Raw genomic sequence first — 15,469 nt, 5'->3', positions numbered from 1 at the left:
AATATTAGTATAGTGGGCGCGGCACGTAACCCTATGATCTGCATCAAAGGCAGTGACGACCAGATCCAGGTCAACTATCGGCCTCAACATGTCGGGATGCTACTGAAATTGTAAGGAACCGGAATTAGCTAGACTACGTACGGTTTTGCTGGACTGGAAATCGTTGGACTGGCGCGCAGCCAATCCCGACGCACGGCGCTCAACAAGCCACTGCGGAAGGCCATGACCCGGTCGCCGGGCTGGGATTCCGGTCCCTGGGTGGATTAGGTGAGCGTGAAGCCGGTTTGAACGGTGAGCACCACGTTGGAGATTAACGTCATTGCAGGGTGAAACGTCGAAGGTTGCGTTGGTAATCGAGTGTGATGACAAGTCAGGTAGGACCGGGACCTGCTAAGCCTGCGGGGTAATACGAGCCTTGAGCTCGCAGTACGAATGAGGCGCGGGTCAGCGTATTTCATCGGGGCCAGCAGCGGTGCTACCGGCTGCAAGAAGGCCATCTTCGCCCAACAGGATAGTGTCATCACGCAATGGCGTAATGCCCGGCGGGAACCGGAAAATCCAGTCCGACTGGATCAAGTGCGCATGGGCACCAGGCTGCCACACCGAACGCGTTATGTCGTACAACAACGGCGTGTAGGTCAGCGGGACCAGAAGATAGGCGCAGATCTTGTCATACTGGTCCAGTGGATGGGCGCGATGACGAAGCAGATCCAGCAAGGCCTGCCGCTTCCCGCCGAAATCGAGCCGCCGTGTCAGCAGCATCGCGGATGCAATCTCCGATCCGGCAAGCTTTGCCATAAGCGTCTGCATCAGCAGTTCGTAGCGCGCGAGCCATTGGACGATCGCCCCGAACAATTGCAAGTGTCGTGGCGTGAGACAGTCTTGCGAGCCATTTTTCATCGTTCCATGCCTCCGCTGGCTAGTCCAGCGAATATGAACGAAGATACTCCGGCATCGTGACCGGCCAGCGCAGCTTCCGCTCAATCCGCTGCCGCAGGGCGTCGCTCGCAGCCGGCTCGCCATGCACTACGAAGGTCTGCCGTGGGGGGCTGACGAAGCCGCCAAGCCATGTCATCAGTTCGTTGGCGTCCGCATGCGCCGAAAGCGAGGTGATCTGCTCCACCGAAGCCTGGACGGCAACCTGCGTGCCGTGGATGCGCAGTTCACGCATGCCCGAGGCGAGCGCCGCGCCGCGCGTACCGGCGGCCTGGAAGCCGGATAGCAAAATCGTGTTGCGCGTATCCTGGCCATATGTCTCCAGGTGATGCACCACCCGGCCGCCGGTTGCCATGCCGCTGCCGGCCAGGATGATCTTGGGCGCGCGGTCGCGGTTCAGCCAGACGGACTGCTGCATGCTCTGCACCAGGATGGCCAAGTTGCACGCTGCCGTGCAGGCGGCGCGGTCGATCCGAAGTTCGTCCGGGTGCAAGGCAAAGACCGTGGTGGCGTCGATGGCCATCGGGCTGTTGAGGTAGACCGGCACGTGCGGAATACGGTTTTGCTGGCGCAGCTTGTAGAGGCAGTACAGCAGCGCCTGGGTGCGCCCGACGGCAAACGCAGGAATCACCACGCTGCCGCCGCGGCCAATGGTGCGGCTGACGATTTCACCCAGCGTGTCGAGCGGATCGTCCGCGGGATGGGCGCGGTCGCCATAGGTGGACTCCACCAGCAGGTGATCCGCTTCGCGGATGATCTCGGGGGCGCGCATCACGATGTCCTGCTGCCGCCCCAGGTCGCCGGAGAAAACGATCCGCTTGCCGTCCACGTGCAGCGTCACGATGGCCGAGCCAATGATGTGTCCGGCGCGATGAAACTCCGCTTCCACGTCGGGCGTCACCCTCACCCGCGTATCGTAATGAAACGGGTCGAGCCGGCGCAAGGCGCGCACGGCGTCCGCGCCGTCGTAGAGCGGCAACGCTGTCTGATGCCGCGAGAAGCCCTTGCGGTTGGCGTAATGCGCATCTTCCTCCGCCAGGTGCGCGCTGTCGGGCAGCAGGATCTGGCACAACTGCGCGGTGCCCATGGTGCAGAAGACCCGCCCCCGAAAGCCGTTGCGCACCAGCAACGGCAGGTATCCGCTATGGTCGATATGCGCGTGCGTCAGCACCACCGCGTCCAGCCTGGACGGATCGACCGGCAAGCGGTCCCAGTTGCGCAGGCGCAGCGCCTTGTAGCCCTGGAACAACCCGCAGTCCACCATCACACGGCTGCGGCCGGTATCGAGCACATACTTGGATCCCGTGACCGTATCGGTCGCGCCGAGAAATTGGAGCTGCATGGGGCGCTCCGTCAGTGCGACAACAGCAGTGGCACTGGCGCATGGTGCATCAGCGTGCGCGTGGTGCCGCCCATGATCAGTTCGCGCATGCGCGAGTGCCCGTACCCCCCGGCCACCAACATGTCGGCCCCCAGCGCCCTAACCGCGTCAAGGAGGGTGGTGCCGACCGGCCACGCCTTCTGCTCGTTGCGCACGCCGGCCATGATGCCGTGGCGCTGCAGGTAATGCCGCAAGCCAGCCACCGGCTCCGAGTCTGCCCGCGGTTCGCCGCGATCGTCCCAGACTCCGACGATGGTGACATGGCTGGCGCGCAGCAGCAAAGGCATGGCATCGGCCACGGCCCTGGCCGCCTCACGCTGCCCGTCCCATGCGATCGCCACGTGCCCGCCATGCAGCCGCCGATACTCCGGCGGCACCAGCAACACCGGGCGGCCGGCGTTGAGGAGGACGTACTCGGCCTCCCCGGCACCCAGGGAAGCCACTTCCTGCGCTGCCACAGGCCGCGCCATCACCACCAGGTCGGCCACGCGGGCCTCCTGCGCCAGGACCCAGCCGGTCTCCTCTTCCACCACGCGGTGCGAAAACGGCACGCCCGGCGCATGCCCAGCCATGACCTCGCTCAGTATTTCGCCCTGCAGTGCTGTCTGCGACAGCAGCCTGCGGCGGGACGCCGCCATATACCGCGCAGCGTCATCGCCAGCACCCCGGATCGGGTCCATGCGCAGGCCGGTAGCGCTGACGCCGGTGATATGCGCGCCACAAGAGGCCGCCAGGTCGGCGGCCATCCTGACGCGCGATGCGCAATCGGGATCCGCTCCGAGCGCGACCAGCACGGTTCGGTAGTCCATGATGTGCTCCGTATTTTGGTGAGCGCGCGCGCGGGCGGGCCCGGGGATGCGCGTTCTCAGCGGATCGTCACGCGCTGCTGCGGCGAGGCTTCCTTCTTAGGCAGTACCACCCGCAGGACGCCGTTCTCGTAGCTGGCATCCACCTTGCTCTCGTCCACGGAACTGTCCAGCGTAAAGGCACGTTGCATCGAGCCGCTGTAGCGCTCACGCCGGATCACACGTTCGCCTTCCTTCTGCTCGGAAGACTTCTCCACCTTGGCCGAGATCATCACCGTGCCGCGATCGACGGACACTTCGATATCTTCCTTCCTGGCGCCGGGGATCTCCGCGACCAGGTTGTAGGCCTTGTCGGTCTCGGTCACATCGACCTTGAATGCGAATCCCCCTTCATAGTTGCCGCGAAACGCGCGCAGCATGCCCTGCAGCATGTCGCCGACCGGTTCGATCGACAGCGGATCGTAAACCCTGAGATTGCTCATTGTCGCCTCCTTGGAGTGAAGGACCCGCATGGGGAGCGGACCTCCACTTCATGGTGGCACAGCGCGCTTATCGCTCCTTGTCCCAGATCAAGCGCGGCGTCACCCGACCGCGAGAGATCGACGGAGCCAGGGCTGGCCTAGATATCGCCTTCGTCGAACAGGCGATGGCGGATCGCATAGCGCACCAGCGCCGCCTCGCTGGGTAGCTGCAGCTTTTCCATCAGCCGCATCTTGTAGGTGCTCACTGTCTTGGCGCTCACGCACAGGCCGGCGGCGATCTCGATCAGGGGCTCACCCAGCACCAGGCGGCGGTAGACTTCCATCTCTCGGTCCGACAAGCGCAGGTGGGGATCCTCGAGGTGCTCGTCCTGCAGACTGTTGGCCAGCTTCTCGGCCATCGCCGGGCTCACGTAGGTGCCGCCCGCGGCGACCTTGCCGATGGCGCTGACCAGTTCAGTGGCCGCGCTCTCCTTGGTCAGGTAGCCCGCCGCCCCGGCCCGGAACGCACGCACCACGTATTGCTCCTCGGCATGCATGGTCAGTACCAGGATGCGCAGCGCGGGCTGCTCCACGCGCAACTGCTTGATCAGCTCCAGCCCGCTGCGGCCGGGCATGGAGAGGTCGAGCAGGATCACGCGGGGCTTGCACTCGCGCGCCATCTGGAGAACGGCGGAGCCATCCACCGCCTCGCCCACCACCTCGAAGCCGCCTGCGCGGCTCAGGATATGGCGCAGCCCGTCGCGCACCACGGCATGATCGTCGGCGATCATCACGGGAATCATGGACTTGCCTCCGCGCTTGCAGTCGTGGCCAGTGGGAAACACACGGTCAGGCAGAAGCCTTCGCCAGGCGCGTGCCTGGTCGCCACGGTGCCGCGAAGCAGCCGTGCGCGCTCCCGGATCCCGACCAGCCCCAGCGATACCCGCTCGCCAACGGCAGGTTGCGTGGGGGGATCGCCCCGGCCGTTGTCCCGCACGGTCAGCTCGTAATGGTCGTCCTGCCGAACCAGCTCGATATCGACACGGTTGGCCTGGGCATGCTGAACGACATTGCTGAGCGCCTCCTGCACGATACGGAACACAGCGGTGGCCGCGTGCTCGCCGACGTCTTCCTCCTCGGCGGCATGGGTGATGACATTGATGCCGTAGCGGGCAGAGAATTCTTTTGCCAGCCATTCGATCGCCGGGATCAGGCCAAGTTCGTCCAGCAATGCCGGGCGTAGGTCGGCGGCGATGCGCCGCACCGAAGCCACAGTTTCGTCAATGACCAGGTGCATGGCGGCAGCCTGGTCCAGCAAGCCAGGGGCCGTTCCAGCGTCCTTGAGGTCGCTGGCGAGGATAGCCAAGTCCATTTTCAACGCGCTCAGGCGCTGGCCGAGGTCGTCGTGCAATTCGCGGGCGATGCGGCGACGTTCCTCTTCCCGCGAAGCCTGGACCCGGTCGGACAGTTGCTGAAGCTCCTCCCGCGACTGCCGTAAGGCCGCCTCCGCCCTTACCCGCTCCGTCGTGTCCCGCAGGATAACGGTAAACAGCTTGCCGCCGCCGTCCTGCGTCTGGGAAATGGAGGCCTCGATGGGAAACTCCGTGCCGTCCTGCCGCAGCGCATGCAGTACACGCTGCTGGCCCATCTGCCGGTCCGTGACCCCCGTTACGCCGAACCGGCGCACGTGCGCCTCATGGGCCATGCGAAAGCGCGCCGGAATCAGCTCCGCCAGAGGGCGGCCGATCATGTCCGCGGCGGCATAGCCAAAAAGATGCTCCGCCGTGGGGTTGAACAATACGATGCGCTGCCCTTCGTCCACCGTGATGATCGCTTCCATCGACGAGCGGATGATCCCTGCCAGCCGGGCTTCGCTGCCCTGGGTACGCGCCAGGTTTTCTTCTGCGTCACGCCGCAGCCGCCGCAAGCGCACCAGCCCCAGGGACAGCATCACGGCCACCGCCAGTCCCCAGGCGCCGAACATCGGCGCGGCCAGGCCGCCAGGCCGTGGGGCGAGCGCGTTGATGAACCACAGTGCCAGTAGCATCAGCAGCACGAGCACGGCGCCACCCGCCGCCAGTTCGCCAAGCGTGGCATGAAGCGATGTCTTTGGCGCAGAAGGCAAATTCGGTGAAGGAGGTTCTTTGGTCGCCATGGCTGGTCACGAAGCGCTTCCGGATGCTCAAAAAGCCCTGCGAGGACTGTTGAAGCTCCCTTGTAAAGGTAGCCGATTTGCGCGAAATGCACACGCTAATTGTGATGTGCTCATAATTTGGCGAGGAGGGAACGGCTGGCGCCATCAGTCGGATAGCCGACGGCCCTTGTCAGGCTTTCCTGACAAGGAGGTTCTCTTTCCGGACGACACTCTCAGCCGCCCCTTCTTTCGAGAGGCCCCGCCATTCACCATACTCGGAAGCATGAACCACCCGGCCCGCCCCGAACCCCTGACCGTACTGCTGCTCGAGGACTCTACCCTGATCGGGGCGCGGCAGACCAGGATGCTGAGATCGATCAAAGAGCTGGAACTGCTCGCCTTGGCCCGGGATCCGCGCGCGGCCCTGCTGGCAGCACAGATCCTCCTGCCCGATGTCGTCATTCTCAGCCTGAACCGGAATGAAAAATCCTGGCTGAACGTGCTGCAGGACCTGAAGCGAATGCGTCGCCACGCAACAGTGGTAGTGCTGAGCAACTGCTCGGTGCCGCCGATGCGCAGTGCCTACCTACAGGCCGGTGCGTCGCTCTTTTTCGACAAGACCACGGAGTTCGACGCGTTGCGCCGCGCCCTGCTCCGCCTGGCTGCGGACAAGAGCGCGGCGACGGGTACGGTCCAGGAGTTCACAGCAGCATAGCCAGCGCGGGGCCTTTGTGCCTCGCTTGGTGCCGGCAGCGAGAGCGAACCACAACAGCGGCCAGCCGATCCGGCTGGGCCCAAGAGACAAAGGAAGCAACCATGTCAGAGTATCTGCAGCGGGCAACACCGGCAGCAATGCCTTTCGCCCCCCTCGGTGCCGAAGTCCTTGAGCCTCTGTCCATGTACAGGGACACCGCCCCGCCTGCAAGTGTGCCCCGCAAGGCAAATTGCTCAAGCTGCGCAATGCGCGCCATCTGCATGGGTGGCAACCTGAACGACGCGGATCGCACCAGGCTGGATAGCGTGATCCATAACTGGCGCATGGTGCGGCGCGGCGAAGCGCTCTATCGTGCCGGCGACGCGTTCCAGAGCATCTATGCCCTGCGTTCCGGATCGTTCAAGACGGTGGTGTCCCACCAGAACGGATGCGAGCAGACGACCGGCTTCTTCATCACCGGCGAGACGCTCGGGCTCGACGGCATCTGCACCGAGCGGCACGCCTGTGACGCCATCGCCCTGGAAGACAGCGCGGTATGCGTGATTCCCTTCCATCTGCTCGAAGCACTCTGCCGGGAAATGCGTTCGCTGCAACAGCATGTGCACCGGATGCTAAGTAGCGAAATCGTGCGCGAATCAGGCGTCATGCTCCTGCTCGCCAGCCTGTCCGCGGAGCAGCGCGTGGCGGCATTCCTGCTCAATATCTCGGCCCGCCAGCAGGCGCGCGGCTACTCCCGCCGCGAACTCACGCTGCGCATGACGCGCGAAGAGATCGGCAGCTACCTGGGCATGAAGCTCGAGACCGTCAGCCGCACCTTGTCGCGCTTCCAGCGCGACGGCCTCATCGATGTCAAGGGAAAACGCGTGACCCTGATGGATCTTGACGCGCTGGACCGGATCTAGGGTCCTGCAGTGGGGCTTGCACGGTGCGCTTGAGCAGCACCTGCATCGCCGCCAGCGAGCGGGTATTGGCTGCCATCTGCGCGGCGGCGGGCCTGCCGCGGCCCAAGACGTCGCATTCTCTCCCGCCGGCACCGCCGACGCAGCCATGGAAGTACTGGCCAGAGTCGCGCTGAGCGCGAGGGAGATGCGCCGCTGCGTGGCCGTGCACGCGGTACTCACGGGCTGCGCCTACACGTAACAGCATGCCGTTGCCTCCGACATCGTCAATTGCGACACCATTGCCCATCCGACGAACGTGATTGCACCGACTGCGTCGCTAGCTGACGCGGTTGCTGCAATGGCGTCACGGTAAGTGCAAGCCCCGACCATTAGGGCCGGCTTGACGTGGGTCAGGAAACCCCGCGGTTCGGCTTGCGGCTGCAACGGTAGCGCATAGACTGGCAGAGCAGAGAGCCGCCGCGCGCGCTTGCCGCTTTGTGCTTTTCCTTGCCCTGTCTTTTCTTCGCTCCGGGGGGCGATGCCATGACCATCAAACAGATCTGTTTCCCTAAAGCCAGCCCCTCCTATTGCCCGGCCGATCTCTCTCTCGAATGTCCTGTCAGCGTGAACGGTACGCCGGCTAGCTACGCAATTACGGCCGAGGCACTGGAAGACCACTTTGGCGCGCGTTCGCACCGGCCGGAAGACCTGCTCCAGGCTTTTGAAGGACATCGCGAGGATATCGAAGGCGTGGCGCGGCAGTTGTTCGAAATGACTGCGGCCCACAATATCGTGCTGCACAGCGGCCATTTCCGTTTCGTGATCTAGCGCGCGCCAACGCCCGCAAGGCTGGATCATGACCGGCGTTGTCACGATCACGCTGAATTCCCGCCGTGGATGTGGCGTTACTGTACATCGAGATTGCCAGCAAGACGCGCGAGAATTCTTCCGTTAGCGCGACATCTAGCGGGAGCGAGTTCCGGTTCATTTCAGCTTCGTGCTACCGGGTCCGACTGTCATCCAGGACGAATGGAAGCGTTGCCTCGGCCAGTGCGCGCGACACGCACTACCCCGAGCCCCCGACCACGATGAGCATCCGTAACCTAGAACATCTGTTCCATCCGCGCTCGGTCGCGGTGATCGGCGCTTCCGCAAGACCGCACAGTGTAGGGGCCACAGTGTTCGCCAACCTCCATGCCGACGGTTTTGCCGGCCCGGTGCACGCGGTGAACCCAAAGTACCGTGCACTGGATGGCCGGCCTTGCTACCGCTCCGTCGCCGCGCTGCCCGATACGCCTGAACTGGCGGTGATCTGCACGCCGCCCGACACGGTGCCGGGCCTGATCGCCGAACTGGGCGAACGCGGCACCCTGGCCGCCGTGGTCCTGACCGCAGGCATGGCGCGCCCGGCCGGCGCGAGCGGGCAAACGCGGCAGGATGCGATGCTCGGCGCCGCCAGGCCATATCGGCTGCGTATCCTCGGCCCCAACTGCGTGGGGCTGCTCGTACCAGGACTGGGGTTGAACGCCAGCTTTGCGCACGCGCCGCCCCTGCCCGGCAAGCTGGCCTTCGTCTCGCAGTCCGGCGCCCTGACCACGGCGGTGCTCGACTGGGCGAGATCGCGCCAGATCGGCTTTTCGCACTTCGTCTCGCTGGGGGACAGTGCCGACGTCGACCTGGCGGACGTGCTCGACTATCTCGGCAGCGACCCGGGCACGCAGGCGATCCTGCTCTATGTGGAAGCGGTCAGGTCCGGCCGAAAATTCATGTCTGCCGCGCGCGCCGCTGCGCGGAACAAGCCGGTGCTGATCATCAAGGCGGGCCGGGTTCCCGAAGGCGCGAAGGCGGCCACTTCGCATACCGGCGCGCTGGCAGGTGCCGACGATATCTATGACGCGGCGATACGCCGGGCCGGGATGCTGCGCGTGGATACCACCGAGGAAATGTTCGACGCGGTTGAAACGCTCGCGCGGGCACGGCCACTAGCAGGCGGTCGGCTGGCGATCATGACCAACGGCGGTGGCGCGGGCGTCATGGCCACCGATGCGCTGATTCTTGGCGGCGGCCGGCTGGCCAGGCTGGGAGACAACACGTTGAAGCAGTTGGACGCGGTACTGCCGCCAACCTGGTCGCACGCCAATCCCGTCGACATCGTCGGGGATGCTCCCATCGAGCGTTACGTCGACACCTTGAAGCGACTTGCGGCAGACCCCGGCAGCGATGCCATCCTGATGATCCACGCTCCCACCGCGATCGTGCCAAGCAGTGATATCGCCACTGCGCTGACCTGCGCCATCATGCCGGCCACGCCGTTGACGGCATCGCTCCCCATCTTCACGAGCTGGCTCGGCGGCGACTCGGTGGCCCGCGCCCGCGACATCTGCCGGCACGCGGGCCTTCCCACCTACGACACGCCGGAACAGGCCGTGCGCGGCTTCCTGCAGGTTGTGGCCTATCGCCACAACCAGGAACTCCTGATGGAGACGCCACCATCGGTTCCGGCAGGCCCCGAGCCCGACAGCGAGCGGGCGCGACAGTGCATCCGCAACGCGCTCGCCGCCGGCCGTTCGATGCTGACCGAGCCCGAAGCCCGCACGGTCCTGACAGTCTATGACATCCCTTTGGTAGAGACCCGGACCGCTGCCGATATCGATACCGCCGTCGCCGCCGCCGAAGGCATCGGCTTTCCGGTTGTCGCCAAGATCCTGTCGCGGGACATTACGCACAAGTCCGATGTCGGCGGCGTGGCACTGGACCTGCAGTCTGCCGCCCAGGTACGGCAGACCCTGGAGCACATGGAAGCCCGCATTCGCGGCGAACGGCCCGGGGCTCGCCTGGACGGCTTCACGGTACAGCGCATGATCAGCCGGCCGGGGGCTTTCGAATTGATCCTCGGCGCCGCCACCGATCCGGTGTTCGGCCCGGTGGTGCTGTTTGGCCACGGGGGCACCGCCGCCGAGCGTATCGCCGACCGCGCCATCGCCCTGCCGCCGCTGAACGTCAACCTGGCGAAGGATCTTGTCGGCCGCACGCGCGTTGCGAAGCTGCTTGCAGGCTATCGGGACCAGGCGCCGATCCGGCATGAGGCCCTGTACCAGGTCCTGATCCAACTGTCGCAACTGCTATGTGACCTGCCTGAAATCACCGAACTGGATATCAATCCGCTGCTGGCCGACAGCGCGGGCGTGCTGGCCCTGGACATGCGCATCAGCGTGGCCACGGCCACGCAGCCAGGCGCCGCCCGCCTTGCCATTCGCCCCTATCCCAAGGAACTGGTGGAGACTGTGACGTGGCACGGCGCACCGTTGCTGCTACGCCCCGTGCATCCCGAAGACGAGCCCGCCTACCAGGCCTTCTTCGCCGCCATGACGCCGGAGGATATCCGCATGCGCTTTTTCTGCATGATCCGGCAACCGCCGCACAGCCAGCTCGCGCGCATGACCCAGATCGACTACGCCCGCGAAATGGCGTTCGTCGCGGTCGGTCCTGCGACCGGGGGGCCGCCGCCCATCCTGGGCGAAGTACGGGCCGTGGCCGACCCCGACAACCTGCGCGCCGAGTTCGCCGTGGCGGTGCGCTCCGACTGCAAGCACCAGGGCATCGGCAGCTTGCTGCTGGGCAAAATGGTGGCCTACTGCCGCGCACATGGCACGCGGGAACTGGTCGGCACCACGCTGGCCACCAACACGGCGATGCTCAGGCTCGCCGAAAGCACCGGTATCCAGGTTCTGCGCACTGGCCGGCCGGCCAGCGAGGGCGTTGAACTCCGACTCCCGCTGGCAGCGCCCAACCCAAACGATGTGCGGTGGTGAGTTCTATCGCATGCGTGCCGACATGACGCGCGTGTAGGGCGCGCACGGCGAAGTGGTCGCCATTGCCATCGAGGGCGACTGGCCCGATGCATGGCGCGAACCGCATTGTCCGGGGCAAGGGCAGCGACGACGCTTAGCGCAGACCTCTGGCATCAGCCCCAGGAGATAACCATCAGGGCAGTGCACCAGGTCGCGGCGGCGGCCAGCACAAGCCCGCTGCCCACGCGACACGCGAAGGCGCGTCCACCTGCCGCGGCCACCACGATCTTGGTCATGGTGTTGGAGGAAAGTGCCGCCAGCACCGGCCAGACCGCAGCCTCGGGGGACAGTCGCCCGGCTGCTACTTGCGCCGCGACCGATACCGTCGCGGCGTGCGCGTCGGCAAATCCGCCGGCCACCGCAACGCCCGGACCCGGCCCATGCCCGCGCGGCGGCGTTTGCGAGCAACAGCAGCGCCATTAGCAGCACGAAGCCCGCCGCCACCCGCCAGTCCATGGACCGGCCGGCCGGTTGCGTGCCGTTCTGCGCGGCCGGTTCGCGGGCCGAGCGCCACAGCCAGGCGCCCGCGTAGAGGAGCATGGTGGCCAGCCCAGCGGTGAGGGGCAGTGCCAGTTCCCGGAATGCAGCCGCACTGGTGGCGGCAAGCAGCAACAGCATCTGCACGAAGGTGGCCACGCTGGAGAGCGAGGCGGACGCCACTGCCGCCTCGTGCGTGCCACGTGCCTTGCGCACCATCGCCGCCATCGAACCGATCGTCGCCACACTGGAAATGAAGCCGCCGAACAATCCGGTCAGCGGCAGGCCAGCCTGTTCGCCGAACAGGCGCGTGGCGATATGCCCGCCCGCCCCCACCAGCATGACCAGCACAGCAACCAGCCAGAGCGTGCGCGGGTTCCAAGCATCGAACGGCCCCATATATCGGTCTGGCAGCAAGGGCCAGATCACGAGGGCGGCGGCGGCGAGCGTCAGGGCATCGCTCACCTCCTGCCGGGTCAGCGCATTGCGCACCAGCCGGTGCAGGGTAGCCTTGCCGTGCAGCAGGATTACCAGGACCGTGGCGATGCCGGCGGCTAGCGCAGGCTGCGAGACGGCGAGCGCGCCGAGCAGTACCGTGCACAGCAGCGCAATCTCTGTGGTCAGCCCCGGGTCGCTGGCTGCGATGTGGCGGTATCCCATGGCGGCCAGGGCGGCCACCGCCAGCAAGACCGCCGGCAGCAATCCGGCAATCGGCAGGAACGCGCCGAGCGCGCCGCACACGCTGGCAATGGCAAACGTGCGCAGGCCTGCAGAGGCCTCGGCGCCGTCCGGCGCCTGGCTGCGCTCCCGCTCAAGCCCGAACCCCAAACCGATAGCCAACGCGACGCAGAACACGACCACCGTTTGATTCATGCCGGGATTCCCTAGGCAACGAACAAGAGGTAAGAGAGCGAGTGCAATGCCAACGCCTGCCTTTCAGGCTGGATCATGCCAAGCGTCAACTGGCAACGGGAGATGTCAGGACTTTCCAGGTCAGGAACGAAGCTGCCACGCGGCTGGCCGAAGCGCTCTCCAGGTACGCTGACACCGATTTTCACTTGCGCCGCGGGAACATGGTCGGCGACACGGTGGCAGGCCGGGCACATCAGTGCCTTGGCGCCGGGCGGCACGGCCCGCCATTGCCAGCGTCCTTTCAGGAAGACCGCATGGCAAGTGGGACAGGATGCGACCGCAGGCGCCGGCACCGGCTGCTAGGCATCGTGGATGGGATCCAAGGGAAGCCGGTCCCAACGGGCCGGCATGACTTGGCTGGAACGCTCACGTACTCTCATGTCTGACTCCTGAGATCGAATCGGGCGGCGCTCACGCGGACGCCCTCCTGTATTGCGGACTCACCTGGAGGGTCCGATCACGGGAAAGCCTGGCCATGCTCATTGCATACCGGTGGGCGTCCGCACCATGTGCTCGTGCTTGCGCTGGCATGGCGTGCAGCGTTTGGCTGTGGGATACGCTTGCAGACGAGGATAGGGGATAGGCTCGCCGCAGTCCAGGCACTCGCCGCAGCTCAGCTCGGCGATCCGCTCACGGGCCGCCGCTATGTCGGCCAGTTCCATACGGTAGTGTTCCGCCACGGCATCGTCCATGCGCTCTTCGGTGCCATGCCCGGCAAGATCTGCATCGTCGCTCGGTTCGCTCTCGGCGGCCACACTGCGGGAAACGGCAACAGCGTCCATCTGGCCGCGGATCCTCTGCTCTCTGCTGTCCAGCAAGGTGACCAGGCTGGACAACTGCTCTTTGGTCAAATCGGACATCGGGGGCTCCCGGGCATGTAAAGGTGGATCCTCTCAATGCGGCGATGAGATCGGGCAAGCGGCTTGCGCAAGGTCAAGTGTCGCGATCCGGATCTTGTCGCCCTCAGCCGCATTGCGGGCAACGCCGGGCTCGTCAGGTACGGTGGCGTCTGCCCTGGGCTTGGGCGGCCGGAACCAATCCGGTCCCGACGCGCAGCCGGCGCAGAGCATGGCGGCAAGGCAGGCTGCAAGGCCACGCGAACGCGTGGAGCCGCCACCCAGACCCTCTTCAGAATTCCTCATTCTCATCGCTACTCTCCCGTCGCAAGCGCATGGGCCGCCGGCAAGAAGTGCTCGCAGCGTCGCGCGCCGAACCTTCATTCCGCTTCAAGCTTCAATATAGGCGGGTGGCTGCCGGCCAACTTGATCCGCGTCAATCCAAATTCCGGCCACGTGCATAGCATGGGCATATGACCTTCCCGATCGGGGAGGCAGGCACCTGGAGAGCCCGGCATGGAACCGGCGGTACTCACGCAAGCGTTGATGCGCCCCACGGCCTACCCACATCCTGCGGGCAAAGTCAGCCTCATCGAGACGCACATCTCGCAAGTGTTCCTGGCCGGAGCCTTCGCCTACAAAGTGCGCAAGCCGGTGCGCCTAGATTTCGTCGACCTCTCCACGCTGGCTGCGCGCAAAGCGGATTGCGAAACCGAACTGGAATTGAATCGCAGGATGGCGGCGGCGCTCTACCTCGGCCTAGTACCGATCGTGGCGGGCCCTGGTCAGCGGGATGTCCGGGTAGGAGGCACTGGCGAAGCGCTGGAGTATGCGGTGAAGATGCACCGCTTCCGCCAGCGAGACCTGTTCTGCGCCATGGCAGAGTCGGATCGGTTGACCGCATCGCATATCGAGACACTGGCTCAGCGGCTTGCCGCGATCCATCGGGCTGCGCCCATAGCCGGGGCCGGCAGCGGGCACGGCACGCCGGAGCGGATCGCGGCGGTGGCGGAACAAGCCATCGCGCGTGTTGCCGTGCTCGCCTCGGCCACCGATGCAACGGCACACCTAGCGACGCTGCTGCGCGAGCGCGCCGCTTCGATGCAGCCCGCCTTTGAAAAACGGCTGGCGAGCGGTCATGTCAGGGAGTGCCATGGCGATTTGCATCTCGGCAATATCGCCTTGATCGACGGCGTGCCCACGCCTTTCGACTGCCTTGAATTCGATGCCGGGCTGCGCTGGATCGACACGATCAGCGATATCGCCTTTCTCTTCATGGACCTGTTGCACGCCGGCAGGCAAGACCTTGCCTATCGCCTGATCAATACCTACCTGGAGTGCAGCGGCGACTACGCGGGCCTGGCATTATTGCCGTTCTACACGGCCCTGCGCGCCGTGGTGCGCGCCCGCGTGCTGCTTGAGCGGGAGCACCAGCGCAACGTGGCGGGCACGAGCACCGCCGTGGAAATGGCAACGATGCAGATGCGCTGCGTCGATTTGCTTGCGCTGGCCAGCGTCACCCTGACGCGGCCTCCGGGTGCGATCACCATCATGCATGGCCTCTCGGGCAGCGGCAAGAGCACCGTTGCCCAGCAGCTCGCGCTAGCCGCAGCCATGGTGCGCGTGCGCGCGGACGTTGAGCGCAAACGTCTTCCACATAGGCACGTCGCTGCACAAGGCGATCTTTACACGGCTGAACACACCACCCGCGTCTATGGCCGACTACTGGCAATCTGCCGGCTTGGCAGTGCCGCTGGCTTCCCCATGATCGCCGACGCGACCTTCCTTGCACGCGAGCAGCGGCTGCGGTTTGCGTCGCTGGCCGCGCGCCGGGGCGTGGCGTTCTCCATTGTCGAATGTAATGCCGACCTGGCTACCTTGCGCGAACGCATCGCCGCGCGCGCGCGCCAGGGCGGGGACCCCTCCGATGCCGACCTTCAGGTGCTGGAGTGGCAGCGGCGCGTGCAGGAGCCGCTGGGCAGCGATGAATGGCGCCATGCAGTGCGAATTGGCGACGCTAGATCAACCGGCTGATGCAGATCAAGCTGTGCCATCGACGCGGAACTAAGCTCGAATGAC

The 15,469-nt window shown here is 65.4% G+C and carries 14 protein-coding genes; 6 read left to right on the top strand and 8 right to left on the bottom strand.

Going from position 1 to position 15,469, the window contains the following annotated elements; genetic code table 11:
• Positions 1 to 444: 444 nt before the first annotated feature.
• From ACYP5B_RS01310 to ACYP5B_RS01285, 6 genes are all read right to left on the bottom strand, one after another.
• Positions 445 to 900, bottom strand: a complete 456-nt coding sequence (locus ACYP5B_RS01310; protein WP_459568255.1) for a hypothetical protein — start codon at positions 898 to 900, stop codon at positions 445 to 447.
• A gap of 19 nt (positions 901 to 919) precedes the next feature.
• Positions 920 to 2,278 (bottom strand): MBL fold metallo-hydrolase RNA specificity domain-containing protein, encoded by a 1,359-nt coding sequence (locus tag ACYP5B_RS01305; RefSeq protein WP_459568254.1) that lies wholly within the window; start codon positions 2,276 to 2,278, stop codon positions 920 to 922.
• Between the two features lie 11 nt (positions 2,279 to 2,289).
• Positions 2,290 to 3,126, bottom strand: coding sequence for a universal stress protein (locus ACYP5B_RS01300; RefSeq protein WP_459568253.1), 837 nt, complete (start codon positions 3,124 to 3,126; stop codon positions 2,290 to 2,292).
• Positions 3,127 to 3,182: 56 nt separating this feature from the next.
• Positions 3,183 to 3,605 (bottom strand): Hsp20/alpha crystallin family protein, encoded by a 423-nt coding sequence (locus tag ACYP5B_RS01295; protein ID WP_459568252.1) that lies wholly within the window; start codon positions 3,603 to 3,605, stop codon positions 3,183 to 3,185.
• Positions 3,606 to 3,742: 137 nt separating this feature from the next.
• The gene (locus ACYP5B_RS01290) at positions 3,743 to 4,387 is read right to left on the bottom strand and encodes a response regulator (protein ID WP_459568251.1); all 645 of its coding nucleotides are present in this window, start codon (positions 4,385 to 4,387) and stop codon (positions 3,743 to 3,745) included.
• Entirely contained in the window at positions 4,384 to 5,739 is a 1,356-nt protein-coding gene (locus ACYP5B_RS01285) for a PAS domain-containing sensor histidine kinase (RefSeq protein ID WP_459568250.1), read from the bottom strand. Before ACYP5B_RS01285 ends, ACYP5B_RS01290 begins: the two co-directional genes overlap by 4 nt.
• Positions 5,740 to 6,001: 262 nt before the next feature.
• Here ACYP5B_RS01285 and ACYP5B_RS01280 point away from each other — a divergent pair, with 262 nt between their 5' ends.
• From ACYP5B_RS01280 to ACYP5B_RS01260, 5 genes are all read left to right on the top strand, one after another.
• Positions 6,002 to 6,433, top strand: coding sequence for a response regulator (locus tag ACYP5B_RS01280; protein ID WP_459568249.1), 432 nt, complete (start codon positions 6,002 to 6,004; stop codon positions 6,431 to 6,433).
• 182 nt (positions 6,434 to 6,615) lie between these two features.
• The gene (fnr, locus tag ACYP5B_RS01275) at positions 6,616 to 7,335 is read left to right on the top strand and encodes a fumarate/nitrate reduction transcriptional regulator Fnr (protein ID WP_459568277.1); all 720 of its coding nucleotides are present in this window, start codon (positions 6,616 to 6,618) and stop codon (positions 7,333 to 7,335) included.
• A gap of 16 nt (positions 7,336 to 7,351) precedes the next feature.
• Positions 7,352 to 7,573, top strand: a complete 222-nt coding sequence (locus ACYP5B_RS01270; RefSeq protein WP_459568248.1) for a hypothetical protein — start codon at positions 7,352 to 7,354, stop codon at positions 7,571 to 7,573.
• Positions 7,574 to 7,857: 284 nt separating this feature from the next.
• The gene (locus tag ACYP5B_RS01265) at positions 7,858 to 8,142 is read left to right on the top strand and encodes a DUF1488 family protein (protein WP_459568247.1); all 285 of its coding nucleotides are present in this window, start codon (positions 7,858 to 7,860) and stop codon (positions 8,140 to 8,142) included.
• Between the two features lie 260 nt (positions 8,143 to 8,402).
• Positions 8,403 to 11,126: a bifunctional acetate--CoA ligase family protein/GNAT family N-acetyltransferase gene (locus ACYP5B_RS01260; protein ID WP_459568246.1), complete on the top strand. Its 2,724-nt coding sequence runs from the start codon at positions 8,403 to 8,405 to the stop codon at positions 11,124 to 11,126.
• Between the two features lie 3 nt (positions 11,127 to 11,129).
• Here ACYP5B_RS01260 and ACYP5B_RS01255 read toward each other — a convergent pair whose 3' ends face one another.
• Together ACYP5B_RS01255 and ACYP5B_RS01250 are read right to left on the bottom strand one after the other, a co-directional pair.
• Entirely contained in the window at positions 11,130 to 12,515 is a 1,386-nt protein-coding gene (locus tag ACYP5B_RS01255; RefSeq protein ID WP_459568245.1) for an MgtC/SapB family protein, read from the bottom strand.
• Positions 12,516 to 13,033: 518 nt separating this feature from the next.
• Positions 13,034 to 13,414, bottom strand: a complete 381-nt coding sequence (locus ACYP5B_RS01250) for a TraR/DksA family transcriptional regulator (RefSeq protein WP_459568244.1) — start codon at positions 13,412 to 13,414, stop codon at positions 13,034 to 13,036.
• 492 nt (positions 13,415 to 13,906) lie between these two features.
• On the opposite strand from ACYP5B_RS01250, the gene ACYP5B_RS01245 reads away from it, so the two are divergent.
• On the top strand, positions 13,907 to 15,424 hold the full coding sequence (locus ACYP5B_RS01245; protein ID WP_459568243.1) for a bifunctional aminoglycoside phosphotransferase/ATP-binding protein: 1,518 nt from the start codon (positions 13,907 to 13,909) through the stop codon (positions 15,422 to 15,424).
• The last annotated feature ends 45 nt before the right edge of the window (positions 15,425 to 15,469 follow it).

It is taken from the genome of Cupriavidus sp. 8B (assembly GCF_054589115.1).
Note: the sequence above shows the minus strand (reverse complement) of the source record. Positions and strands in the feature narration are given on the sequence as shown.